This window comes from Flavobacterium sp. W22_SRS_FP1, from assembly GCF_052113685.1.
In the GTDB taxonomy this organism is placed as follows: domain Bacteria; phylum Bacteroidota; class Bacteroidia; order Flavobacteriales; family Flavobacteriaceae; genus Flavobacterium.
The window spans coordinates 20,138-44,482 of sequence record NZ_JBGQOE010000026.1; the positions used below are offsets into that span (position 1 = coordinate 20,138).

Genomic DNA, 24,345 nt, shown 5'->3' on the forward strand with positions numbered 1-24,345 from the left:
TGCGATTAAAGTTTTCAGTAATTTATTTAAATAATAGATAATTTTGTCGAGCTAAACTTTGTAACTTTGAAGTTCTAAAAGTTTAAAAATTGATTTCAAAAGCGACTATAGATACTGTTTTCGAAACAGCTCGAGTAGAGGAGGTTATTGGGGATTTTGTCCAATTAAAAAGGGCCGGAAGCAACTTTAAAGGATTGAGTCCGTTTTCTGATGAGCGTTCTCCGTCATTTATGGTTTCGCCTGTAAAACAAATATGGAAAGACTTTAGTACAGGTAAAGGAGGGAACTCAGTTGCTTTCTTGATGGAGCACGAGCACTTTACCTATCCAGAAGCCATTCGCTATTTAGCCAAAAAATACAATATTGAAATAGAAGAAACGGAGCAAACTGAGCAGGAAAAAGCCAATACCGATGTTCGAGAGAGTATGTATTTAGTTTCTGAATTTGCTAAAAGTTATTTTCACAAGACACTCTTAGACTCGGAAGAAGGTAAGGCTATAGGGTTGTCTTATTTTAAGGAAAGAGGGTTCACTAACGATACTATCAAAAAATTTAGTTTAGGATATTCTCCTGAAACCTGGGATGCTTTTACCAAAGAAGCTTTGGGCAAAGGTTATAAGTTGGAGTTTCTAGAGAGTACTGGTTTAACTATAGCTAGAGAGGACAGGCCATTCGATCGGTTCAAAAACCGCGTGATGTTCCCAATACAGAGCATGTCAGGAAGAGTTCTCGGTTTTGGGGGAAGAATACTCTCAAATGATAAAAAAGCGGCAAAGTATCTGAATTCACCTGAAAGTGATATTTATCATAAAAGTAAGGTTCTGTATGGAATTTTTCAAGCGAAACAAGCGATTGCTAAACAAAATAATTGCTTTTTGGTCGAAGGCTATACTGATGTCATTCAATTTAACCAGTCTGGAATTGAAAATGTGGTCGCTTCCTCTGGAACAGCGTTGACTCCGGATCAAATTCGGCTAATCAATAGATTAACTAAAAATATTACCGTTCTTTTTGATGGTGACGCGGCAGGGCTTCGAGCTTCGGTTAGAGGAATCGATTTGATTCTGGAAGAGGGAATGAATGTGAAAGTCTGCACTTTTCCTGATGGCGAAGATCCGGATAGTTTTGCCAAGAAGACATCTTACGATGATTTAGTGGCCTATTTGGAAAATAACGCAAAAGATTTTATTCAGTTCAAAGCCTCTCTTTTGATGAATGAGGCGAAGAATGACCCCATAAAAAAAGCCGATTTGATTCGGGACATGGTGTTGAGTATTTCCAAAATACCGGACAGAATCCAAAGGGAAATATACGTCCAAGAATGTTCGCGAATTATGGATATTTCAGAGCAAGTTTTGGTAAGCACTTTGGCACAATTAATTCAGAAAGATGCTGTGGGCGCTGGTAAGAAGCAAAAGCAGGATCAAGGACAAAAGTCTTTTGAAGTAATAAAAAACGAAAATCCCCAGACGATAGAGAAAATCGATGTTTTAGGTAATGTAGAGCGAGAAATAATCAGAATTCTGCTGTTATATGGAAATAGAACTGAAAATTTTGAGGAAATCCTAATGAAGTCTAACGGCGAAGGAGAGATTATTGAAGTTTCAGAGTTCAAAGAGTTGAAGGTTTTTCAAAAGATATTTTTAAGTCTACAGGAAGATGAGGTAGAGTTTGCAAGCCCCATTTTTAGGTCCATATATGAAGATTTAATTAAGTATTATCTTCAAAACGAAAATTCAGGGATTGAAAAGTACATTAATCATTTACAGTCTGGTGTGCCGCAAGAGGTTACTACCATAATGATGGAAGACGAAAAGTATGTATTACATGACTGGATAGGTCAAAATATATTTCCAAAAACTATTGAAGAAACATTAAATCAAGGAGTGTCTGACACTTTATTTACTTTAAGGTGGTTCTTGATTAGCGAAATCATTGAAAATTTAAAAAACGAAATGTCAAATGAACCAGGCTCAGATAATATGGAATCATTATCCATGGTGATGAGTTATATTGAGCTTAGAGGTAAGTTTTCAAAAAAATTAGGTAGGGTTGTGGTTCGTTATCATTAAGAAGCTCCATATCCTCTGAACTGGCTTCAGCTAATATGGAGCATTAAAATATGGCGGCTCACTAGTATTGTTCAATCACTTTGGTTTCAAAAAGTAAGGAAATGTTTCGGCAGAAACCTGCTAAACGATTTCTAGTTTTTTTGCTTTTTCCACTAAATCAACTAGATTGGTTACATTCAACTTTGTTAACAATCGCAATTTATATGTGCTAATTGTTTTTTCATTTAGGTTTAGAATTTCAGCAATTTCATGATTCTTTTTCCCACCACTTAAATAGCGTAGCACTTCAACTTCTCGATTAGATAATTTTCGATACAAGCGCTCACTCTTGCTTTGTTTTGCAATTAAGGCAAGGTTCTTTTTAACGGTTTCGTTCATGATGATCTTTCCTTGACTGACTTTAACAATAGACTGACCTAATGTTTCTAGTTTTTCTTTCTTGTGTACAAATCCAGAGACACCCGCTTTAATGGCGTTTGGCGCGTAAACTTGCTCTGAAAGACTGCTAAAAATAATAATTTTCGTTTTTGGAAAGTTTTTCAAGATTGATTTAACTTCAAAAATACTGGAAAGGCCCTCCAGTTCCAAGTCTAATATTAAAACATCTATTTCCTTAGTAAGGAGTATATCGCGAATCATCAAAAAATTACCAACATTGGCAACTATCGATATTTCTTCATGATCTTTAAAATAAGATTTCACTCCAAAATGCACTACTGGGTAGTTATCGGCTAAACAAACTTTAATCATATTTCTGTTATTTAAGAGTTATTTGTCAAAATTATACGATAAATTTAACAACAAAAAAAACATTATCGGTAATTTTATGGGTAAATAGCCGTTAATTCCGATTAACTAAGCAAACTGGTATATTTTTCATTTTATGTTGGTTGTTTTTGTTTAACTGTTTGTAAATTTCATAAACATTTTTTTGTCTTCCAGAAAAATCATCAGCAGTTTTACCAGCTTCATCTTGATGCATTGCCCATTCTAACTCATCATAGTTAGCGCCTAATTGTTGTTCGTCTGTTTTTTCGTCACCAAAGAGACCGTCTGACGGAGCTGCATTCAGAATTGATTCTGGAACGTTTAGGTAAGCGGCTAATGTAAACACTTCGGATTTCATTAAATCGGCAATTGGGCTTAAGTCTACTCCTCCGTCTCCATATTTTGTGTAAAAACCGACCCCAAAATCTTCTACTTTATTTCCGGTTCCCGCAACCAGTAAACCTTGAACGCCCGCAAAATAATATAAAGTTGTCATGCGCAGTCGTGCTCTTGTGTTTGCCAGAGTCAGATTCAGTTTGCTCTCTTCAAAATCAGTAGGGACTTCGTTCTTAAACGTTTCAAAAACTGAAGTCAGATCTGCCTGGACGTTTGTTACGTTAGGAAATCTTTTTTTTAATTGTTCAATATGTTCGCGGCCGCGGCTCACATGACTAGGGTGTTGATGAATGGGCATTTCTACGCATAAAACATCCATGCCGGTTTGTGCACACAATGTTGAAGTGACGGCTGAGTCAACACCACCTGAAATGCCAATAACAAATCCTTTAGTTTTAGCATTTTCAGCATAGGTTTTAAGCCAGTGTACAATTTGAGTATTCACTTTTTCAACTTGTATAGTGTTTTTTTTAGTCATAATTGTTTAACTTTTTAAAAGGAGGAATGTATATTTGCAAAAGCGATGATTGACCTCTTCTTTTGTGTGATTTTTCGTTGGCAAAATTAATTAAAAAAATGAAAATATACCTAATTTCTAGTGTTCTAAGTTTATTTATTTTGTCTTGCGGACAAAAAAATAAAATAGAGAAAGCCGTTGATGAAATTCCGGTAAAAATAGAGGTGGACCGTTTTCATAAAAATTTTTTCGAAGCGCAACCTGAAGATTTAAAGAGAGTAAAAAATCAATATCCGTTCTTTTTTCCATCAGGAACAGAAGATGCTATTTGGTTAGATAAAATGCAAGATCCATTATGGCGTGAACTGTATAATGAAGTACAAAAAAAGTATGCGGATTTAGAACCTTTGCAAAATGAAGCTGTAACTCTTTTTAAGCATGTTAAATATTATTTTCCGGAGACAAAGATTCCCAAGCTAATTACAGTAATATCTGAAATGGACTATAATAACAAGGTGATTTATGCTGATAGTTTGGTTATTATTTCTCTCGAAATGTATTTAGGCAAAGAACATAAGTTTTATCAGTTCCCAAATTACATCAAGCAGAATTTTGAACAAAGTCAAATGATGCCAGATGTTGTTTCTAGCTTTTTTAAATATAAAACAGTTCCTAATCAAGATAAAAGCTTGCTTTCTAATATGATTTATGCTGGTAAAGAGTTGTATCTTAAAGATGTGTTGCTGCCAGATTACAGTGATGCTGACAAAATGGGGTACACCGCGGAACAGATAAAATGGTGTAGTGAAAATGAGAGTTATATTTGGCGTTACTTCATAGAGAAAGAATTGCTTTATAGTGACGATCAAAAACTAATTCCCAGATTCATAAATATGGCTCCTTTTTCTAAATTTTATTTGGAAATTGACAATGAAACTCCAGGTCGAGTAGGGGCTTGGGTAGGATGGCAAATTGTTCGCTCATATATGGAAAACAATGAGGTACCTTTGCAACAATTATTAAATGAGAATACTAAAGAAATATTTGAAAAATCAAAATACAAACCTAAGAAGTAATGTCAGAGAAAAACAAATCAGAAATTAAGATTGTCGTAGAATTAGATGAAAACCAAGTTCCGGAAAAGCTGCTCTGGTCCGCAAAAGACGGTGGAGTTGAACTGGAAGAATCCAAAGCGGTGATGCTTTCAGTTTGGGACAGTAAATCAAAAGAAAGTTTGCGTATCGATTTATGGACAAAAGAAATGCCTGTCGATGAAATGAAGATCTTCTTTCATCAGACACTAGTTACTATGTCGGATACTTTTTATCGTGCTACCGGTGACGAAAAAATGACCGATACAATGAAGCAATTTTGTGATTATTTTGCTGAAAAACTGGAATTGAAAAAATAAGCCAAATTTATTATATGAAATAAAAAATCCCAAAACTTATGATTAAGTTTTGGGATTTTTTGGGTTGATTAAAAACGAAATAGTTTTAAAATTGATTCTTGTTTTTGAAAACTTCTTGATTTACTTCCTCTATATAATTCAGCAGTTCATCTTTTCCTAGAGACTCTGTAGCCGATGTCACAAAATAATGAGGCATTTCTGCCCAGTTATTCGCGAACATATTCTTTTTATAAGCAGCAATATGGGAATCAATTTTTACTTTGCTGATTTTGTCTGCTTTAGTGAAAACAATGCAAAAAGGAATTTCGCTCTCTCCCATATACCCCATAAATTCGATATCAATTGCCTGTGCCTCATGTCGAATATCTATTAAAACAAAAGCACAAACTAATTGCTCTCTGGTTTCGAAATAATCAGTGATAAATTGCTGAAAAACGGACTTGGTTTTTTTAGACACTTTAGCATACCCATATCCTGGTAAATCTACTAAGAACCAGTTATTATTTATTAAGAAATGATTTATTAGCTGTGTTTTTCCCGGTCTTCCAGAAGTTTTAGCAAGTTTTTTGTGGTTGGTCAACATATTGATTAATGAGGACTTCCCAACGTTTGATCGGCCTATAAAAGCATATTCTGGCAAAAAATCCTTTGGACATTTTGAAACGTCTGAATTGCTAATTACAAATTCGGCTGTATTAATTTTCATTTTTTCTAGGTGTAAAATTCTCCTTTTAGGACTAGCGTGCTTTTAAATGCGTATGTGTTAGCCAGTCTTCCAATAATCGGTTAAATTCTTCAGGATGTTCCATCATCGCCGCATGACCGCATTTGTCAATCCAATATAAAGTGGAATTAGGTAGTAAGTTATTAAATTCCTCAGCTACATCTGGAGGTGTAACTTTGTCATTCTTCCCCCATATAATACAAGTTTGAACGTGCATTTTAGGTAAGTCTTTTGCCATATTATGGCGAATAGCACTTTTGGCAATTGTTAGTGTTTTTATCAATTTTACTCTATCATTAACAGTAGCATAGACTTCATCAATAAGTTCTGGGGTTGCTATTTTGGGATCGTAAAATACATCTTCGGCCTTTTTCTTAATGTATTCGTAGTCTCCTCTTTTAGGGTAGCTATCGCCCATGGCACTTTCATATAATCCTGAACTACCAGTTATTATCAGTCCTGCAACTTTTTCAGGATACATTTTAGTATGGTATAATGCAATATGGCCTCCTAGCGAATTTCCCAAAAGAATTACTCTTTCAAAACCTTTGAAAGTGATAAAGTCTTTAACGTATTTTGCGAAATTTTTAACGTTGGTTTTTAAAATATTTTGGGTGTAAATAGGTAAATCAGGTATGACTATTTTGTATCCTTTTTCAGAGAAATAACTGGCAACGGCATCGAAATTACTTAGACCTCCCATTAGGCCGTGTAAGATTACAATTGGCGTTCCTTCTCCAGCCTCATAATAGCTGTATTTACCTTCTTTCTTATAATTTTTTTCCATGTTTTTAAATGGGGATTTTCAATTTTGACAAATATAGGATTTAATAAATTAAAATGAATTTTTGGGTACAATTTTTAGGTTTATTGCTGCCTTTTTTTGTTGTTTTTAGTTCAAATAAAAATTGGCGTCTTCTAATATGGGATTTTCGTAAAATTATTTGTTATAAATAAGTGCTGTCGCTTGTTAAATACCTGCTTATAAACACCTCTCTTTTTTCTTTATTTTGAATATTCTTTGCTGTAAGTTGTCAACTGTCTAACAGTCTGATAGTCCATAAATTAAGCTGTTTCCGCCAAAAGCGGTTAAACTTATCAACAAAGTGGTAAGTAGTGGTAGAAAGTGGTAATTTTTTTCATATTTTTGCTTTAGTTCATTTCTAAAAAGAAAACTCATTTGATTACAATAGTCGGAACATATGAATGTAAGGTAGATGCTAAAGGAAGAGTGCTGTTGCCGGCGCCTTTAAAGAAGCAATTGGCCCTTTCGTTACAAAACGGTTTTGTTTTGAAGCGCTCTGTGTTTCAACCTTGTTTGGAGTTGTATCCTATGGCTGAGTGGGATTTGATGATGTCAAAAATTAATAAACTCAATCGATTTGTAAAGAAAAACAATGACTTTATACGCAGGTTTACCGCAGGTGTAAAGATGGTGGAAATAGATGCTTTAGGAAGGTTATTGGTCCCGAAAGACCTAGTTACTTTTGCAAGTATGTCCAAAGATATTGTTTTTTCTTCGGCAGTGAATATAATTGAAGTATGGGATAAGGATTTATACGAAAAATCGATAAATGGCGAAGATGTAGATTTTGCCGAGTTGGCAGAGGAAGTAATGGGAAATATAAATGACGACGACAATGGAATATCATAATCCGGTTTTACTAAAGGCATCAGTAGATGGTTTAAATATTAAGCCTGACGGCGTCTATATAGATGTTACCTTCGGTGGGGGTGGGCATTCTAAGGAAATTTTAAGTAGGTTGGGACCAGAAGGGAAGTTATTTGCTTTTGATCAGGATGAGGATGCGTTAGCTAACGCATTGCCCGATGAAAGATTTGTTTTGATAAATGAGAATTTTCGACATATAAAAAGATTTCTGCGCTTCTCAGGTGTGAAAAGTGTTGACGGAATTTTGGCTGATTTGGGTGTTTCATCTCATCAATTTGATGTGCCGGAGAGAGGATTTTCGACTCGTTTTGACGCAGAATTGGATATGAGGATGAGTCAGAAAAACGATCTGAATGCTAATAGAGTCGTGAATGAATACGATGAAGCAAATTTGAAAAGAGTATTCTTGGATTATGGAGAGTTAAAAAATGCTCCAATCTTAGCGAGAACAATTGTAGAGTCAAGAGAACAGCAAGCAATTACTACTACGGATGAGCTGAAAGAGGTTTTGGCAAAATTTTTACCTGAAAGAATCAGGAATAAAATTCTGGCTCAAATCTATCAGGCTATTCGAATTGAAGTGAACCAAGAGATGGACTCTTTAAAGGAGTTTCTTGAGCAGTCGCTGGAAATATTAAATCCGGCAGGAAGGCTGAGCGTTATTTCATACCATTCATTGGAAGACAGATTGGTGAAACGATTTATGAAAAATGGAATGTTTGAAGGAGAGCCTGAACGCGATTTCTTTGGTAATTTTTCGGTTCCGTTTAAAACCGTTGGAAAACTAATCGTTCCAGACAAAGAAGAAATCAAGTTAAATAATAGAGCCCGAAGTGCTAAATTACGAATAGCCGAAAAAAAATAGTCTCTGTATTTAAGAGCAGGAGGGTCCAAAGCAGAATAATAGATACTAATTTTTAATATCTAGTCATCCTCAATTTTGGGGGAAAATCGGAAAAAGACAAATGAAAAACGGTTTTATAAACATATTGAAAGCGCGGTTTCTTATAGACGATCATGCTATCAAAAATTGGCGATTTATTGTTTTTCTTATCGTTTTGGCCATAATTATGATTGCTAATACACAACAATACGAACAGAAAGTATTTAGGATTGCCGCACTGACAAACGAAGTAAAAGAATTACGCTCCGAGTTTGTTGATAGACGTTCGCAATTGATGAAATTAAGAATGGAATCGACCGTTTCTGAAAAGATGATTGCGAAAGAGATTTTCCCATCAACGGTGCCTCCAGTTAAAATTAAAGTGATAAAAGAAGAGAAAAAAACCTTCCTTAAAAAAATATGGCAGTAGAAGATAAACACATATCATATAGAATCTACTTGGTTGCTTTTGCTATCTTTTTAATAGCGATCGCGATTGCCGTGAAGTTGACAAATATACAGTGGGTTGAAGGGGACTACTATAGAAAATTAGCTAAAGAAAGAACAGTTAAGAATTTTATTATTCCGGCAAATAAAGGGAATATCTATTCGGCAGACGGCAGCTTATTGGCGACTTCAATACCTAATTATACAATTCGTTTTGATGCGCTGGCTCCTAAAGTGGAGAATTTCGAAAAAAACGTAGTGGCATTATCGGATTCTCTGGCTATATTTTTAGGTAAATCAAGTGGTTTTTATCAAAACGAACTTAGAAAGGCGAGAGCCAATAATAACAGGTATTATCTAATCGCTCGTGGGTTAAGTTATACAGACTATATAAAAATCAAGGAATTTCCTTTATTTAAATTAGGTGCGTATAAAGGTGGAATTATTATAGAACAAAAAACAATCAGGGAGCATCCGATAGGTAAAATCGCGGAACGAACCATTGGTTATGAAAGAGAAATAGCTGAAAATACTTTTTCTGGGAAAGGTATTGAGTGGGCATATAGAAAATACCTGAATGGGAAAGACGGTAAAATTCTAAAACAAAAAATAGCAAAAGGACAATGGAAGCCAATTCGTGACATAAATGAAGTGGATCCGCAAGATGGTTATGATGTGATATCTACTATTGATGTTTATATTCAAGACATTGCCCATCATGCTTTATTAAAACAATTGCAAGAGTACGAAGCAGATCATGGCTGCGTGGTTGTGATGGAGACAGAAACAGGACACGTGAAGGCAATTGCTAATTTAGGAAGAGCCAAAGACGGTACTTACTACGAAACTACTAATTATGCCGTGGCTGAATCTGGTGAGCCTGGGTCCACATTTAAGCTAGCCGATTTGATGGCTATATTAGAGGACAAAGTGGCTGACACAAGTACGGTTTTTGACACAAATGGCGGGGAGATTCGCTATTCAGGAAAAGCGGTTAGAGATTCCCATAAAGGGGGATATGGAAAAATATCTCTAGCGAGAGGATTTGAATTATCGTCAAACACGGTTATGGTACAAGCGGTTTATGACAATTATCAAAATAATCCCGAAAAGTTTGTCAATCATATTAATTCATACGGTTTTAACAAAAAACTAAAAATGGATTTTAAAGGAGAAGGAAGAGCGTATATTCCTCAACCTAGCGATAAGAATTGGTCTAACATATCACTTCCCTGGATGGCTTTCGGCTATGGGGTTTCGGTAACGCCAATGCAAACATTGGCATTTTATAATGCAGTGGCAAACAATGGTGTCATGGTTAAGCCACAATTTGTTTCTGAAATAAAAGAGTGGAACAAAACCATCAAAAAAATGGATAAAGAGGTAATCAATGAAAGAATCTGTTCACCGGAAACCATTTCGAAATTAAAAGCTGTATTGGTAAATGTGGTCAAAAAAGGTACAGCTTCTAAATTGTATTCCAAGGATTTCTCGATGGCTGGAAAAACGGGAACAGCTCAAGTGAATTATGCAAAAGACGGGGGTGCGGGAAAATATTACTCCTCTTCTTTCGTAGGTTATTTTCCGGCTGACAAACCTAAATATTCTTGCATAGTGATGGTTCATAAGCCCAGTACCGTAAACAATAATTATTATGGAGCAGATGTGGCGGGTCCGGTTTTTAAAAGGATAGCGCAAAAGATATTCACCGATGTACCTTCTACAAATGAAATTAAAAATTTAAATAAAAAAATTCCCAAACAGGAAAATAATTTTAATGAATATTTTGCTCGTTTGCAAAAACCACAGCAATTAGTACCAAATGTTAAGGGAATGCCCGGAATGGATGCGATTGCTTTGCTAGAAAATCTGGGTGTAAAAGTCAATGCTGTGGGTATGGGTAAAGTAAAAACACAATCGCTTCAGGCGGGTCAGGATATAATTAAAAACACAACTATAACACTTGAATTATTGTGATTATACTAAAAGACATATTGTACAAAGTAGCTATCGAATCCGTTAATGGTTCGACTAATGTTGCTATTGGGAAAATAGAATTTGATTCCAGGAAAATAGAAAAAAACGATGTTTTTGTTGCTATTCGTGGTTCCATTTCTGATGGTCACGATTATATTCAAAAAGCGATAGAACTTGGTGCTGTTGCAATTGTTTGCGACAGCTTTCCAGACAAATTCGAGAATGGAATCACATACGCCCAAGTTAAAGATACAAACAAAGCGCTTGCGTTCATGGCGGCAAATTATTTTGAGGATCCTTCGAAAGATTTAAGGCTTGTAGGTATAACTGGCACTAATGGTAAAACTACAATAGCGTCACTTTTATATCAATTATTCAAAAAGGCAGGATTCAAGGTGGGACTTTTGTCCACTGTTAAAATTTTAGTTGACGATAAAGAATATAAAACCACTCATACAACTCCGGATTCAATAACGATCAATCATTATTTACGAGAAATGATTAAAGAAGGAGTTGAATATTGTTTTATGGAGGTAAGTTCTCACGGAATTCATCAAAAAAGAACTGAAGGCTTGCATTTTGTTGGGGGAGTTTTTACTAATTTATCCCACGATCATTTAGATTATCACCCCACTTTCGCAGAATATAGAGATGTAAAAAAATCATTTTTTGACCATCTTCCAAAAACAGCTTTTGCTTTATCTAACATCGATGATAAAAATGGTGCGGTACTATTGCAAAACACAGCCGCTAAAAAACGCACTTATGCTTTAAAAACGTATGCTGATTATAGAGCACAGATCCTTGAAAATCAATTGGGGGGTTTGTTGTTAAAAATAGAAGGAAATGAAGTTTGGGTAAAACTGATAGGTACCTTTAATGCTTATAATGTTTTGGCCATTTATGGTACGGCCATCGAACTTGGATTAGAGAGTCTAGAAACACTTCGCTTGCTTTCTGAACTAGAGAGTGTTTCTGGTAGGTTTCAGTACATAATCTCTGCTACAAATGTTACAGCGATTGTTGACTATGCACATACCCCAGATGCGCTTGAAAACGTACTGAAAACTATAAATGACATTCGCACTAAAAAAGAGCAAGTTATCACTGTTGTAGGTTGTGGCGGTAATAGAGATAAAACAAAACGTCCAATAATGGCTGGAATTGCATCTGAATTAAGCGACAAAGTGGTTTTAACATCCGATAATCCTAGAAATGAGGATCCAGATGTAATTATCGCTGAAATGGAATTAGGTGTTGAGGCTCAAAATTTTAATAAAGTATTAGCGATTACAGATAGAAGACAGGCTATAAAAACGGCTTGTCAATTGGCTCAGCCAAATGATATCATCATAATAGCGGGTAAAGGACACGAGACTTATCAAGAAATCAAGGGAGTTCGAAATGACTTTGATGACATGAAAATAGTTAAAGAGACATTAGAACAACTTCATAAATAGTAAAAAACATGCTGTATTATTTATTTGAATATTTAGATAAAACGTTGAATGTTTCCGGAACGGGGGTTTTTCAATATATCACTTTTAGATCGGCATTAGCTTTTTTATTGTCTCTTCTGTTGTCTACGGTTTTTGGTAAAAGAATTATAAATTTTTTACGCAACCAGCAGGTAGGGGAAACAGTAAGAGAGTTAGGTTTAGCGGGACAAAATGAGAAAGCGGGAACACCAACTATGGGCGGGCTTATCATCATTTTTGCTACCCTAGTGCCAGTTATGCTATTTTCGAAACTACACAATATTTACATTGTTTTACTGATAGTGACGACTTTATGGATGGGAACTATTGGTTTTATTGACGACTATATCAAAATTTTCAAAAAAGATAAAGAAGGCTTAAAAGGTATTTTTAAGGTTTTTGGACAAGTAGGATTGGGATTGATCGTGGGAGTTGTCCTTTACTTTAGTCCAAATGTCACGGTTCGAACAGATACGGGTAAGAACGATATTTTTAAAGCTACCACTGAAAATGTGATAAAGGAAAGTCCGGTTGAAGAAAAATCAACAGCGACTACAATTCCTTTTTTCAAAAACAATGAATTTGATTATGCAGAGTTGTTGGCTTGGACTGGTGAAGGTTATGAAAAATGGGCATGGCTTATTTTTATTCCAGTTGTGATTTTTATTATTACAGCAGTTTCAAATGGCGCCAATTTAACCGATGGAATAGATGGGCTCGCGGCGGGAACTTCTGCTATATCCGTATTAGCATTGGGGATTTTTACTTTCCTTTCTGGAAACATTATTTTTTCGAATTATTTAAATATAATGTACATACCCAATTCGGGCGAAATGACGGTGTTTATAGCGGCATTTGTTGGGTCATTGATTGGTTTTCTCTGGTACAACTCTTATCCTGCGTCAGTATTTATGGGGGATACTGGAAGCTTAACTATTGGAGGTGTCATTGCGGTACTGGCCATAGCGGTTAGAAAAGAATTATTGATTCCATTATTGTGCGGTATATTTTTAGTCGAAAACTTGTCGGTAGTTTTGCAAGTTGCTTATTTTAAATACACCAAAAAGCGCTTTGGTGAAGGCAAAAGAATTTTTCTGATGGCTCCTTTGCATCATCACTATCAAAAGAGAGGCTATCATGAAAGTAAAATCGTAACACGATTTTGGATTGTAGCTATAATGTTGGCCATACTTTCCATTGTTACCCTAAAATTAAGATAACATGAGGCTAGTTGTATTAGGTGGAGGAGAAAGCGGAGTGGGTACAGCCATTCTAGGCAGAAAAAAAGGATACGATGTTTTTGTGTCTGATTTTGGTAAGATAAAAAAAAAGTACAAAGAAGTTCTTATAGATAATAGCATAGCTTGGGAAGAAGAAAAACATACAGAGGATCTGATTTTGAATGCTGATGTGGTGATGAAAAGTCCCGGAATTCCTGAAAAAGTCCCAATTGTAAAAAGACTGATAGAAAAAGGTATTCCCGTGATTTCCGAAATTGAGTTTGCTGCTCCTTTTACAAAAGCGATCACGATTGGGATCACAGGCAGTAATGGAAAGACCACCACCACAATGTTAAGCTATCATTTGCTTAAATCCGCTGGATTGAACGTAGGTTTAGGAGGGAACATAGGGAAAAGTTTTGCTTGGCAAGTAGCCGATGATCAATTTGATTCTTATATACTTGAGTTAAGTAGTTTCCAGCTCGATGGAATCGTGAATTATAAGCCACATATTGCCATAATTACTAATATTAGTCCTGATCATTTAGATCGATACGATTATAAATATGAAAATTATATTGATTCGAAATTTAGAATAACGATGAATCAAACAGAGGAAGATTACCTCATATATGACGCAGATGACAAGGCCATTACGGAATGGTTAAAAAACAATAAAACGAAAGCTAGATTAATCCCTTTTTCATTGACAAAAACATTCAGCGAAGGAGCATTTATACAAAACAACAAAATGGAAGTAATTATTAATAAGGATGAATTTAAAATGGAGACAGAATCTATTGCCTTAGAAGGAAAACATAATATGAAAAATGCAATGGCAGCAACTTCTGTGGCTAAATTAATGCAAATAAGAAAAGCAACGATTCGTGAAAGTTTATCAAATTTTCAAGGTGTAGAACACCGTCTTGAAAAAGTATTGAAAATTCAGAATGTTGAATATATCAATGATTCAAAAGCAACAAATGTGAATGCCACTTTTTTCGCACTGGATAGCATGAATAGCCCTACAGTATGGATTGTCGGGGGAGTTGATAAAGGGAATGATTATAATGAATTGATGTCTTTAGTGCGAGAGAAAGTAAAGGCGATTGTTTGCCTAGGGGTAGACAACAAAAAAATAATTGACGCTTTTGGAAATGTTGTTGATATCATGGTCGAAGTGTCGAGTATGAGTGATGCAGTGAAAATGGCGCAAAGATTAACTGAAAAAGGAGATACTGTTTTGTTATCACCAGCCTGCGCGAGTTTTGATTTGTTTGAAAACTATGAAGATAGAGGAAATCAATTCAAACAAGGAGTGCACAATCTATAAGCGTAACTAATAATAGTTTTATAACTAAAGCAATAGAAATGAAACAACTGATAAGCAAGTTAAAAGGAGATAAAGGGATATGGTCATTCGTGGCTTTATTAGCTTTGTTTTCCTTTATGCCTGTTTTTAGTGCTAGTAGTAATTTAGCGTATTTGGGACATGGAACGGGAAATACATTAGGCTATTTAGTAAAGCATTTTGCACACATATGCATTGGTTTTGTGATTATTTATGCGGTTCACAGAGTACCATATCATTATTTCAGGGCTATTTCCAAAATGGCATTACCCGTGGTCTGGATATTATTGATCTATACTTTGATTAAAGGGACTGTTATAGCGGGTGCAAATGCCAGTAGATGGATTCAAGTTCCTTTTATAGGGATATCGTTTCAGACATCAACATTGGCATCTGTGGTGTTATTTATATTTGTAGCTCGTTATTTATCAAAATCGAGAGAAACCCCGATAACTTTTAAAGCCTCAGTGTGGCAGCTTTGGTTACCGGTATCTTTTACATTAATTCTTATATTACCTGCTAATTTTTCTACAACAGCGCTAATTTTTGCCATGGTGCTCATGTTAGTTTTTGTAGGTAAGTATCCGTTAAAATATATCGGAGTTATTATAGGGTCAGGAATTCTATTTCTTAGTTTTTTTGTTTTGCTAAGTAAAGCATTTCCGGACTCTAGGGTTTTTAGTAGGGTGCAGACTTGGGAAAGTAGAATTGAAAATTTCAGCACCGATAAACCCGATGAAGATGATTATCAAATCGAGAAGGCAAAAATTGCAATTGCATCAGGAAAAATTTATGGATTGGGTCCAGGTAAAAGTATTCAAAAGAACTTTTTGCCGCAGTCTTCATCAGATTTTATATATGCTATTATCGTTGAGGAGTATGGACTTGTAGGTGGACTAATGGTTCTTATTTTATATTTATTACTGTTATTTCGATTTGTTGTTGCCTCGCACAAAGCCAATACGCTATTCGGAAAATTAGTAGTAATAGGGCTAGGATTTCCTATGATATTTCAGGCGATGATTAATATGGCGGTCGCGGTGGAATTGTTGCCTGTGACTGGGCAGACATTGCCGCTGATAAGCAGCGGTGGAAGTTCTATCTGGATGACGTGTTTTGCACTTGGGATCATCATAAGCGTTACTAAAAAAGAGGAAGAGATAGCTGAAGAACAAAAAGATGCCGCCAAAAGAGAAGAGGCACTGAATAAACTAATCGATGCCGAGTTGGCGTCTGAAGATGAAGATCCGGATAATTATTCTATTGAAGACAAAGCGACAAATCCGATGAAAGCGGTTTTAAACAAATAATATTTTTATAAAATTAACTGTTTTTCAAAAACGTAACAACTTTTATTTCAGATGAAACAATATAAATTCATATTAAGCGGTGGAGGAACAGGTGGACATATTTACCCAGCAATTGCTATAGCCAATGAATTAAAATTTCGTTTCCCGGATGCTGAATTTCTTTTTGTGGGAGCCAAGGACAAGATGGAAATGCAAAAAGTGCCTCAGTCGGGATATCAAATAAAAGGTTTATGGATTTCTGGTTTGCAGCGAAAAGTCAGTTTGCCAAATTTGATGTTTCCTTTCAAGCTGGTTGATAGCTTATGGGAATCTAAAAAAATATTAAAGCGTTTTCAACCAGATGTTGTAATTGGTACCGGTGGTTTCGCCAGTGGTCCATTATTAAAAATGGCAAGTATGATGGGCATTCCTACGGTGATTCAAGAACAGAATTCATTTCCAGGAATTACCAATAAGCTACTAAGTAAAAAAGCCGATGTGATATGCGTCGCTTATGAGAATTTGGAACGGTTTTTCCCTGAAGAAAAAATGGTTTTGACCGGAAACCCGGTTCGCCAAGACTTAATTGATATCGAAAGTAAAAGAACAGAGGCGATCCAGCATTTCAATTTGGATCCAAATAAAAAAACCTTGTTGGTTCTAGGCGGAAGTCTTGGTGCAAGAAGGCTGAATCAATTGATTGAAAAGGAGCTGGAGAATATCGTTTCTCAAAATGTCCAAATTATTTGGCAATGCGGGAAGTTATATTTTGAAGAGTATAAGAAATACAATGCTAATAATGTACAAGTTTTTCCTTTTATAGAGAGAATGGATTTAGTTTATGCAGCCTCGGACATTGTTATTTCTCGTGCGGGAGCCTCATCGGTTTCGGAATTATCTATTGTTGGAAAACCAGTGATTTTCATTCCTTCTCCTAATGTAGCTGAGGACCATCAAACGAAAAACGCAAAATCAATTGTAGATAAAAAAGGGGGTCTTCTCTTGAGGGAATCCGAATTGGATGCTGAATTTAGTCTTGTTTTTGAAGCTTTGTTAAAAGATCAGGGGAAACAAAATCAATTAAGTGAGAATATTAAACAATTGGCGATGCCTGAGGCGACAAAAACAATTGTCGATGAAATTGTAAAATTAATTAAAAAGTAAAAATCATAAAGTCATAGGACTTTACGAGATTAAATAAAAAAATAGTAAATGAACTTAAACCAAATACAGAACGTCTATTTCATCGGAATCGGTGGCATCGGTATGAGTGCTTTGGCTCGGTATTTTAAAAATATCGGGAAGCAAGTTTCAGGTTATGACAAAACCCCAACTACTTTAACAAAGGAATTGATAGAAAGTGGGATTGCGATTCACTTTGAAGACAGTATAGATTCTATTCCGAAGGATTATCTTGTCGAAAACACCTTGGTGATTATTACACCTGCAGTTCCCAAAGCACATTTGGAGTGGAACTATTTCGTTGAAAGTGGTTTTCATGTCAAAAAAAGAGCAGAGGTTTTAGGAATAATAACAAAAGACACTTTTTGTTTTGCGGTTGCGGGAACACATGGAAAGACTACCACCTCTAGTATCTTAGGGCATATTTTGTACGAGACCGGAGCTGATGTTACTGCTTTTATCGGAGGAATTGTAGAAAATTATAATTCAAATCTGATTGGTGACGGTAAAACGATTACGGTTGTCGAAGCGGATGAATTTGATCGTTCTTTTTTGCATTTGCATCCTAATATTGCCTGTATTACTTCGATGGATGCCGATCATTTGGATATTTATGGAACGAGTGATGCAATCGAGGCATCATTTTTAGAATTTGCGGGCAAAGTGAAAGACAAGAGCAAATTGTTTATAACTAAAGACCTTCCGTTATTAGGTGTTACGGTGGCTGTAAACGAAGAAGCTGTTTATAGTGCTTTTAATGTTAGAATTGAAGATGGAAGTTATTTGTTTGATATAAAAACACCAAAGGGAGTCGTACTCGATTTCCGTTTTGGCTTACCTGGAAAACATAATTTAATGAATGCTTTAATGGCTATTGCAATGGCTGAAATATTCGGCACCCCAACCGACGCCATTGCAGTAGCCTTAGCTTCATTTAAAGGTGTTAAAAGAAGGTTCTCATATCAAATAAAAAAAGAGAACTTAGTGTACATTGATGATTATGCACATCACCCAACAGAGATTGATGCAGTTCATCAGGCAGTACGCGAGTTATACCCCAATAAAAAAGTTTTAGCAGTTTTTCAACCGCATTTGTTTAGCAGGACTAGAGATTTTGCAGATGAGTTTGCGAAAAGTCTGTCCCGATTTGACGAAGTTGTTTTAATGGATATTTATCCTGCGCGTGAATTGCCAATAGAGGGCATAACATCAGAATGGCTTTTAGATAAAATTGATAATAAGGATAAAAAAATTATTTCAAAAGAGGGCTTAATAAAGGCTATTTTGAAAAGTAATGCTCAAGTCATCGTTACTATAGGAGCGGGTGATATAGGTGAGTTGGTAGTATCAATCAAAGAAGCGTTAAATGAAAATATTTAATTGGACAAATATCAGATTAGTGCTCATGCTTGGTTTAGTAATTTTCTTGTTTTCTTTTACTTCAAAACGAAATGAAAACAGAAAACTCACTAAAGCTGTGGTTGTTTTTATAGGGGATAACGCACTTTTTATAAAACGAGAAACGGTTAATAAATTGTTAATAGAAAATAAAGAGAATGCATCAAGCATTCAAAAAGATAAATTAGATTTGAATAAGCTGGAAAGAACACTAGATTCAAATGATCTGATTCAAAAATCGGATGTGTTTGTTAGCATTGACGGTGTCTTAAAAGCAATGGTAAAACAAAAGACTCCTATAGCTAGAGTTTTGAATGATGAGGACTCTTTTTATATTGATTATGAAGGGGATAGAATGCCGCTGTCAGAAAACTTTACCGCTAGAGTTCCGCTTGTTTCGGGAGTGATAAATAAAAAAAATAACGAAGAATTAGCCCAGTTATTTCGGGTGATTTATGACGATGATTTTTTGAAAAAAAACATCATTGCTGTCCAAATTATGCCAAATGGAAGCTTAAAAATGCTTAATAGAAACTTTGAATATCAAATTGATTTTGGTAGCATCATAGATTCGGAGCGAAAATTTAAAGATTACAAGGCCTTTTTTCAAAAAGCAGTTTTAGATAGTTCGTTATATAAATATAAAAAAATTGACCTCAGATTTACAAAACAAGTAGTTTGTACTAAATAAATAGATAATGGAAAAAGAGAATATTGCAGTAGGTCTAGATATTGGGACAACTAAAATTGTTGCCATGATTGGCAAAAAGAACGAATATGGTAAGCTTGAAATTTTAGGAGTTGGTAAATCCAAAAGCTTAGGAGTTGCTAGAGGAGTAGTAAATAATATTACTCAGACGATACAGTCTATTCAGCAAGCGATACAGGAAGCTGAAAATAATTCAGGCTATAAAATAAAAGATGTTGTTGTAGGTATAGCTGGTCAGCACATTCGAAGTATTCAGCATACGGATTATATAAGCAGAAGCAATCCTCAGGAAGTGATAGGAGGAGACGACATTCAGTTGCTGATTGACCAAGTCAATAAATTAGCTATGTTGCCTGGAGAAGAAATTATTCATGTTTTGCCGCAAGAATTTAAAATTGACGGACAATCTGAAATTAAAGAGCCTATTGGGATGTACGGAGGAAGGCTAGAATCTAGCTTTCACGTAGTGGTAGGACAAGCTTCATCGATACGTAACGTAGGTCGGTGTATTCAAAGTTCAGGAATTGAATTGTCTGGTTTGACATTAGAGCCATTAGCGTCATCGGATGCAGTTTTGAGTCAAGAAGAAAAAGAAGCGGGTGTTGCTTTAATAGACATTGGAGGAGGAACAACAGATTTAGCCATTTTTAAAGATGGAATTATTCGTCATACTGCGGTAATACCTTTTGGAGGAAATGTAATTTCTGATGATATAAAAGAAGGCTGTTCTATTATTGAAAAACAAGCCGAATTATTGAAAGTTAAATTCGGGTCGGCTTGGCCGGGTGAAAACAGAGATAATGAAATCGTTTCTATTCCAGGTTTAAGAGGACGAGAGCCGAAAGAAATTTCTCTAAAAAATCTGTCAAAAATAATTCATGCCCGTGTGGTTGAGATTGTTGAACAGGTTTTTGCAGAAATAAAAGCATATGGACATGAAGATCCCCGGAAAAAATTAATTGCAGGGATTGTACTTACCGGTGGTGGGGCACAATTAAAGCATATTAAGCAATTAGTGGAGTACATAACTGGAATGGATACCAGAATTGGATATCCAAACGAGCATTTAGCAGGCGATTCAGATGAAGAGTTTTCAAGCCCATTATACGCCACGGCAGTAGGTCTAGTGATGAATAGCATAGAGAATAAAACACAAAGTGCAGTTAGAAAAGGGGCTGAGATTAGTCCGCCAAAAGTAGCGTCATACCTACCGCCAGTTGACGAAGATCAGGATAGAAGGCAGGAAGAGCAGGAAGAGACGGAAAATAAGAACAGTCGGAAAAAGGAAGAGTCTACAGGAGATAAAATAAAGAGATCATTTTTTGATCGCTATGTCGACAAGATTAAAGATTTTTTGGACAACGCAGAGTAGGGCAATGCCCAAAACAAAGAATACAACAATTAATAATTAATATCAAAAACCAAATAAAATGATGAGCAACTCAGAATTTGGAAGTATTTCATTTGATTTACCAAAAAACCAATCAAATGTAATCAAAGTAATTGGTGTAGGTGGAGGCGGAAGTAACGCAATAAACCACATGTTTAAACAAGGAATTAAAGGGGTGGACTTTATCGTTTGTAATACTGATTCTCAGGCATTACAAAGCAGTTCAGTTCCCAATAAAATTCAGTTAGGAGTCAACCTGACTGAAGGACTCGGTGCCGGTGCTAACCCTGATGTAGGGCAACAATCAGCTATCGAGAGTATTGCCGAGATTGAAAAAATGTTGGATCGCAATACTAAAATGGTTTTCATTACTGCAGGAATGGGTGGTGGTACTGGAACAGGTGCTGCACCAGTAATTGCTCAATTAGCGAAAGAAAGAGAAATTCTTACTGTAGGTATCGTAACGCTTCCGTTCTTATTTGAAGGTAAAGTTCGTCAAGAGCAAGCTAAAATAGGTATCGAAAAATTACGCAAGCAAGTAGATTCTTTAATAGTTATTAATAATAATAAATTAAGAGAGGTATACGGAAATTTAGGTTTCAAAGCTGGATTTTCAAAAGCAGATGAAGTTTTAGCAACAGCCTCAAGAGGAATTGCAGAAGTAATCACCCATCACTATACCCAAAATATAGATTTAAGAGACGCTAAGACTGTTTTGTCTAATAGTGGGACCGCAATTATGGGGTCTGCTGTCGCTGAAGGCGAAAACAGAGCAAAAGAAGCGATCGTTTCCGCATTAGATTCTCCTTTACTAAATGATAATAAAATTACAGGTGCCAAAAACGTATTGTTGCTCATCGTTTCGGGTTCTAATGAAATCACTTTAGATGAAATAGGGGAGATCAATGACCACATTCAAACTGAAGCAGGGCACAATGCCAATATTATTATGGGTGTTGGTGAAGATGAAACTTTGGGAGACTCCATTGCAGTAACTATTATTGCAACGGGCTTCGATATTGAACAACAAAACGGAATCGTAAACACGGAGCCTAAAAAAATAATTCATACGCTAGAGGACGAACAAAGAAGTGTTCATAATCTAACGAAAGATGCAGTTCCCGCATTCGACTTGAATAATGATTCTTCAAAATCAAATTCTGATGATAGAATAGTTTTTGAATTATTGGAAGACAAAGTTGTACCAGAGGCTATTGTTCCTGTTCCGGGAAATGAAGATTTATTGGCCATCTCCGAGTTTATTAAAAACTTAGATGTTACTTTCGAAATTGTCTCTCCAATCAAGGAGGTAGATTTTACTTTTACAGCGCCAAAAGCTGCTGAAGTAAAGCAAGTGCAACAGCCAAAAGCACCAGAAAGAGAAGAGCAAACTGTTTTTTCTTTTGATTTGCCATTAGCCAAGCCAGAGCCCGTTGCAAAAATTGAAGAGGAAAAGTTGTTGTTTCAATTAACAGATGAAACACGTGACATTAAAGTAAATCAACCTGTTGAATTTGTTCCTGTAACTGAATTGTCAGAAAAAGGAATCATTAAATATTCTCTTGAAGAATACATGGAAGCAGATACTGATTTTGTAGCTGCTAAACCCGCTGTAAAATCGGTGGAAGAGATTATTCCTGCTGAGATGAACATTACGATGAAGCAAGTTGATGTATCTGCAAATACGGATTCAAAGCTTGAAGAGATTTCTCCGATGGAAATGACAATCGAAGAAACATTGAGACTTAGAGCGGATGAAAGAAGAAAAAAATTGAAAGAGTTCAATTATAAATTTCATAATAATGTTTCTAAAATTGATGAGTACGAAAAAGAGCCTGCTTATAAAAGATTAGGAATAGACATATCAAATACAAAGTCAAACAATACAAATTCAAGGATTTCTGTTGGAACAGATAGCAATAATGATGTGCAGTTGCGATCTAACAATTCCTTTTTGCATGACAACGTAGATTAAACAAAGTAATTCATGTAGAGATAACCCGAAAATTGAATTTAATTTTCGGGTTATTTTTTTTATCTTCGCGCACACAATGAACGGGATAATCAATTTGGGTACATTCTAGCTTTGGTTTAAAGAGTTTTTTACAATAGAATATCCATAGGGCGTAAAAGCTCTTCTGTCCGATGCTGTTTAAAATCAAAAGAGAAGACTTTATTTAAAAGGCTTGTCACTATTACCAGATGATAGCGACTTGGCACAAAAGACCCTGTTTTAAAGGTTTGCATTTCAACAATCAATTAAGAGATTACAAATTAACAATAAACAATATGAGTTTAGCAGTGAAAATCATGGACGATTTAAAAACCGCCATGAGAGCCAAAGACACAGTAGCACTAGAGGCTTTGAGAGCAATCAAATCGGAGATTCTTTTAGCTCAAACGGCATCAGGATCAAAAGAAGAAATAACTGAAGATGATGAGGTTAAATTACTTCAAAGATTAGTAAAAACCCGTAAGGAAAGTGCTAGAATTTTTACAGAACAAAACCGTTTGGATCTAGCTGAACCAGAATTAGCGCAAATTGCCGTAATCGAAAAATTCTTACCCGCACAATTAAGCGAAGCAGAAGTAGAAGCCGTAATCGCAGCAATCATTGCTGAAACAGGAGCGACAGGCATAGCATCAATGGGGAAGGTTATGGGATTGGCATCTGCCAAATTGGGAGGAACTGCTGAAGGAAAGATGATTTCTACAATCGTAAAGAAATTGTTAGTTTAATACAATATAGAGCTGTGATTAACGGTTTGCTTTTAAAATCGTTAATCCATCTCAAAAAAGGCTGCGTAGTTCAACTGGATAGAATATCAGATTTCGACTCTGAGGGTTGCAGGTTCGAACCCTGTCGCGGCCACTTTTTAAAACGTAAACTGTTTAATTTTAACGGTTTGCGTTTTTTTGCTTTTAGGAATAGTCAAACCATTGTCAAACCATCTCAAAAACGCGCTTTAGGCTTAAAAGTTGAACTAACTATTAGTATAAGGTACTAGATTCAAAACCTGTAGTTTAGCAATATTTTAGTAAAAATCCAAGAGAGTGTATTAGTGAAACTATGAATATTAGTACAATTATTTTATTTCGTTTGTCAATAATTATGCTGTACCCATTTTCCTAACAAGCACGAAAACGGAAACAGCGCCAATTTTATCAAAAAACGAATTTCATGATTTGGCAGTATGTGAAGGGGAACTTTTGGTTGGGATTGTAACTACAAAAGATTTGATTAAATGTTTTTTAGAGCTGCAGAGTGCATCGAAATAAAAGTATTTAGCCCATAATAAATTAAGGTTTGTAAGGGTGTAACTGTTTGATAATCATTAACAAAAATTCTACTAGTAATAGTATGATAAAGCTTGTTCCCACTTTATTTTTAATATGAAACTAAGTAAGCTTTTGTGTTATTTTATCTGTTGTGGTTTTATTTCTACTAGATTCAATTAGTTAATGCAACTCTCAGGAAAAGGGATAGGATAATTTTTTCAAAAGAAAGGACATTAAAGTCC

General features: G+C 35.5%; 21 protein-coding genes and 1 tRNA gene. 18 read left to right on the forward strand and 4 right to left on the reverse strand.

Annotated features, from left to right (window positions below):
• The first annotated feature begins 89 nt into the window (after positions 1–89).
• Positions 90–2,072: a DNA primase gene (dnaG, locus tag ACEN2H_RS12865; protein ID WP_441732988.1), complete on the forward strand. Its 1,983-nt coding sequence runs from the start codon at positions 90–92 to the stop codon at positions 2,070–2,072.
• Positions 2,073–2,192: 120 nt separating this feature from the next.
• Here the strand turns inward: dnaG and ACEN2H_RS12870 are convergent, their stop codons facing one another.
• Both ACEN2H_RS12870 and nadE read right to left on the reverse strand, forming a co-directional pair.
• On the reverse strand, positions 2,193–2,822 hold the full coding sequence (locus tag ACEN2H_RS12870) for a LuxR C-terminal-related transcriptional regulator (protein WP_441732990.1): 630 nt from the start codon (positions 2,820–2,822) through the stop codon (positions 2,193–2,195).
• Between the two features lie 91 nt (positions 2,823–2,913).
• Complete coding sequence (gene nadE / locus ACEN2H_RS12875) at positions 2,914–3,714, reverse strand: NAD(+) synthase (RefSeq protein WP_441732992.1); 801 nt, start codon at positions 3,712–3,714, stop codon at positions 2,914–2,916.
• A 98-nt stretch (positions 3,715–3,812) separates the two neighbouring features.
• On the opposite strand from nadE, the gene gldB reads away from it, so the two are divergent.
• Together gldB and gldC are read left to right on the forward strand one after the other, a co-directional pair.
• A complete protein-coding gene (gene gldB, locus ACEN2H_RS12880) occupies positions 3,813–4,769 on the forward strand; it encodes a gliding motility lipoprotein GldB (protein ID WP_441732994.1) in 957 nt (318 codons plus the stop codon).
• Positions 4,769–5,104: a gliding motility protein GldC gene (gene gldC, locus ACEN2H_RS12885; RefSeq protein WP_441732996.1), complete on the forward strand. Its 336-nt coding sequence runs from the start codon at positions 4,769–4,771 to the stop codon at positions 5,102–5,104. The genes gldB and gldC overlap by 1 nt, the downstream gene beginning before the upstream one ends.
• Positions 5,105–5,189: 85 nt before the next feature.
• Here gldC and yihA read toward each other — a convergent pair whose 3' ends face one another.
• Together yihA and ACEN2H_RS12895 are read right to left on the reverse strand one after the other, a co-directional pair.
• Positions 5,190–5,810, reverse strand: a complete 621-nt coding sequence (yihA, locus tag ACEN2H_RS12890) for a ribosome biogenesis GTP-binding protein YihA/YsxC (protein WP_441732998.1) — start codon at positions 5,808–5,810, stop codon at positions 5,190–5,192.
• 31 nt (positions 5,811–5,841) lie between these two features.
• Complete coding sequence (locus tag ACEN2H_RS12895) at positions 5,842–6,615, reverse strand: alpha/beta fold hydrolase (RefSeq protein WP_441733000.1); 774 nt, start codon at positions 6,613–6,615, stop codon at positions 5,842–5,844.
• Positions 6,616–7,008: 393 nt separating this feature from the next.
• Between ACEN2H_RS12895 and ACEN2H_RS12900 the strand changes: the two genes are divergently transcribed.
• The 15 genes from ACEN2H_RS12900 to ACEN2H_RS12970 all read left to right on the forward strand — a co-directional run bounded on the left by ACEN2H_RS12900 (position 7,009) and on the right by ACEN2H_RS12970 (position 23,696).
• Positions 7,009–7,482 carry a division/cell wall cluster transcriptional repressor MraZ gene (locus tag ACEN2H_RS12900; RefSeq protein WP_441733002.1) on the forward strand — a complete coding sequence of 158 codons (474 nt, stop codon included), beginning with the start codon at positions 7,009–7,011 and terminating at the stop codon, positions 7,480–7,482.
• On the forward strand, positions 7,457–8,365 hold the full coding sequence (gene rsmH / locus ACEN2H_RS12905; protein ID WP_441733003.1) for a 16S rRNA (cytosine(1402)-N(4))-methyltransferase RsmH: 909 nt from the start codon (positions 7,457–7,459) through the stop codon (positions 8,363–8,365). The genes ACEN2H_RS12900 and rsmH overlap by 26 nt, the downstream gene beginning before the upstream one ends.
• A 100-nt stretch (positions 8,366–8,465) precedes the next feature.
• On the forward strand, positions 8,466–8,813 hold the full coding sequence (locus tag ACEN2H_RS12910) for an FtsL-like putative cell division protein (RefSeq protein WP_441733005.1): 348 nt from the start codon (positions 8,466–8,468) through the stop codon (positions 8,811–8,813).
• Positions 8,804–10,807, forward strand: coding sequence for a penicillin-binding protein (locus tag ACEN2H_RS12915; protein ID WP_441733007.1), 2,004 nt, complete (start codon positions 8,804–8,806; stop codon positions 10,805–10,807). The genes ACEN2H_RS12910 and ACEN2H_RS12915 overlap by 10 nt, the downstream gene beginning before the upstream one ends.
• Positions 10,804–12,267: a UDP-N-acetylmuramoyl-L-alanyl-D-glutamate--2,6-diaminopimelate ligase gene (locus ACEN2H_RS12920; RefSeq protein WP_441733009.1), complete on the forward strand. Its 1,464-nt coding sequence runs from the start codon at positions 10,804–10,806 to the stop codon at positions 12,265–12,267. Before ACEN2H_RS12915 ends, ACEN2H_RS12920 begins: the two co-directional genes overlap by 4 nt.
• Before the next feature lie 8 nt (positions 12,268–12,275).
• Positions 12,276–13,505, forward strand: a complete 1,230-nt coding sequence (mraY, locus tag ACEN2H_RS12925; protein ID WP_441733010.1) for a phospho-N-acetylmuramoyl-pentapeptide-transferase — start codon at positions 12,276–12,278, stop codon at positions 13,503–13,505.
• 1 nt (position 13,506) lies between these two features.
• Positions 13,507–14,838 (forward strand): UDP-N-acetylmuramoyl-L-alanine--D-glutamate ligase, encoded by a 1,332-nt coding sequence (gene murD / locus ACEN2H_RS12930; protein ID WP_441733012.1) that lies wholly within the window; start codon positions 13,507–13,509, stop codon positions 14,836–14,838.
• A gap of 38 nt (positions 14,839–14,876) precedes the next feature.
• Entirely contained in the window at positions 14,877–16,166 is a 1,290-nt protein-coding gene (locus ACEN2H_RS12935; protein WP_441733014.1) for an FtsW/RodA/SpoVE family cell cycle protein, read from the forward strand.
• 51 nt (positions 16,167–16,217) lie between these two features.
• Positions 16,218–17,309: an undecaprenyldiphospho-muramoylpentapeptide beta-N-acetylglucosaminyltransferase gene (murG, locus tag ACEN2H_RS12940; RefSeq protein ID WP_441733015.1), complete on the forward strand. Its 1,092-nt coding sequence runs from the start codon at positions 16,218–16,220 to the stop codon at positions 17,307–17,309.
• Positions 17,310–17,357: 48 nt separating this feature from the next.
• Entirely contained in the window at positions 17,358–18,707 is a 1,350-nt protein-coding gene (gene murC, locus ACEN2H_RS12945) for a UDP-N-acetylmuramate--L-alanine ligase (RefSeq protein ID WP_441733017.1), read from the forward strand.
• A complete protein-coding gene (locus ACEN2H_RS12950; protein ID WP_441733019.1) occupies positions 18,694–19,416 on the forward strand; it encodes a cell division protein FtsQ/DivIB in 723 nt (240 codons plus the stop codon). The genes murC and ACEN2H_RS12950 overlap by 14 nt, the downstream gene beginning before the upstream one ends.
• A 7-nt stretch (positions 19,417–19,423) precedes the next feature.
• Positions 19,424–20,806, forward strand: a complete 1,383-nt coding sequence (gene ftsA, locus ACEN2H_RS12955; RefSeq protein WP_441733020.1) for a cell division protein FtsA — start codon at positions 19,424–19,426, stop codon at positions 20,804–20,806.
• A gap of 58 nt (positions 20,807–20,864) precedes the next feature.
• Positions 20,865–22,799: a cell division protein FtsZ gene (gene ftsZ / locus ACEN2H_RS12960; protein ID WP_441733022.1), complete on the forward strand. Its 1,935-nt coding sequence runs from the start codon at positions 20,865–20,867 to the stop codon at positions 22,797–22,799.
• A gap of 314 nt (positions 22,800–23,113) precedes the next feature.
• Positions 23,114–23,563: a GatB/YqeY domain-containing protein gene (locus ACEN2H_RS12965; RefSeq protein ID WP_441733023.1), complete on the forward strand. Its 450-nt coding sequence runs from the start codon at positions 23,114–23,116 to the stop codon at positions 23,561–23,563.
• A gap of 59 nt (positions 23,564–23,622) precedes the next feature.
• Positions 23,623–23,696 (forward strand) — tRNA-Arg (locus ACEN2H_RS12970).
• Positions 23,697–24,345 lie beyond the last annotated feature (649 nt).

Coding starts and splice junctions, on each gene's coding strand:
- ACEN2H_RS12870 (WP_441732990.1), bottom strand. CDS start 2,822: ATGATTAAAGTTTGTTTAGCCGATAACTACCCAGTAGTGCATTTTGGA.
- nadE (WP_441732992.1), bottom strand. CDS start 3,714: ATGACTAAAAAAAACACTATACAAGTTGAAAAAGTGAATACTCAAATT.
- gldB (WP_441732994.1), top strand. CDS start 3,813: ATGAAAATATACCTAATTTCTAGTGTTCTAAGTTTATTTATTTTGTCT.
- gldC (WP_441732996.1), top strand. CDS start 4,769: ATGTCAGAGAAAAACAAATCAGAAATTAAGATTGTCGTAGAATTAGAT.
- yihA (WP_441732998.1), bottom strand. CDS start 5,810: ATGAAAATTAATACAGCCGAATTTGTAATTAGCAATTCAGACGTTTCA.
- ACEN2H_RS12895 (WP_441733000.1), bottom strand. CDS start 6,615: ATGGAAAAAAATTATAAGAAAGAAGGTAAATACAGCTATTATGAGGCT.
- rsmH (WP_441733003.1), top strand. CDS start 7,457: ATGACGACGACAATGGAATATCATAATCCGGTTTTACTAAAGGCATCA.
- ACEN2H_RS12910 (WP_441733005.1), top strand. CDS start 8,466: ATGAAAAACGGTTTTATAAACATATTGAAAGCGCGGTTTCTTATAGAC.
- ACEN2H_RS12915 (WP_441733007.1), top strand. CDS start 8,804: ATGGCAGTAGAAGATAAACACATATCATATAGAATCTACTTGGTTGCT.
- mraY (WP_441733010.1), top strand. CDS start 12,276: ATGCTGTATTATTTATTTGAATATTTAGATAAAACGTTGAATGTTTCC.
- murD (WP_441733012.1), top strand. CDS start 13,507: ATGAGGCTAGTTGTATTAGGTGGAGGAGAAAGCGGAGTGGGTACAGCC.
- ACEN2H_RS12935 (WP_441733014.1), top strand. CDS start 14,877: ATGAAACAACTGATAAGCAAGTTAAAAGGAGATAAAGGGATATGGTCA.
- murG (WP_441733015.1), top strand. CDS start 16,218: ATGAAACAATATAAATTCATATTAAGCGGTGGAGGAACAGGTGGACAT.
- murC (WP_441733017.1), top strand. CDS start 17,358: ATGAACTTAAACCAAATACAGAACGTCTATTTCATCGGAATCGGTGGC.
- ACEN2H_RS12950 (WP_441733019.1), top strand. CDS start 18,694: ATGAAAATATTTAATTGGACAAATATCAGATTAGTGCTCATGCTTGGT.
- ftsA (WP_441733020.1), top strand. CDS start 19,424: ATGGAAAAAGAGAATATTGCAGTAGGTCTAGATATTGGGACAACTAAA.
- ftsZ (WP_441733022.1), top strand. CDS start 20,865: ATGATGAGCAACTCAGAATTTGGAAGTATTTCATTTGATTTACCAAAA.
- ACEN2H_RS12965 (WP_441733023.1), top strand. CDS start 23,114: ATGAGTTTAGCAGTGAAAATCATGGACGATTTAAAAACCGCCATGAGA.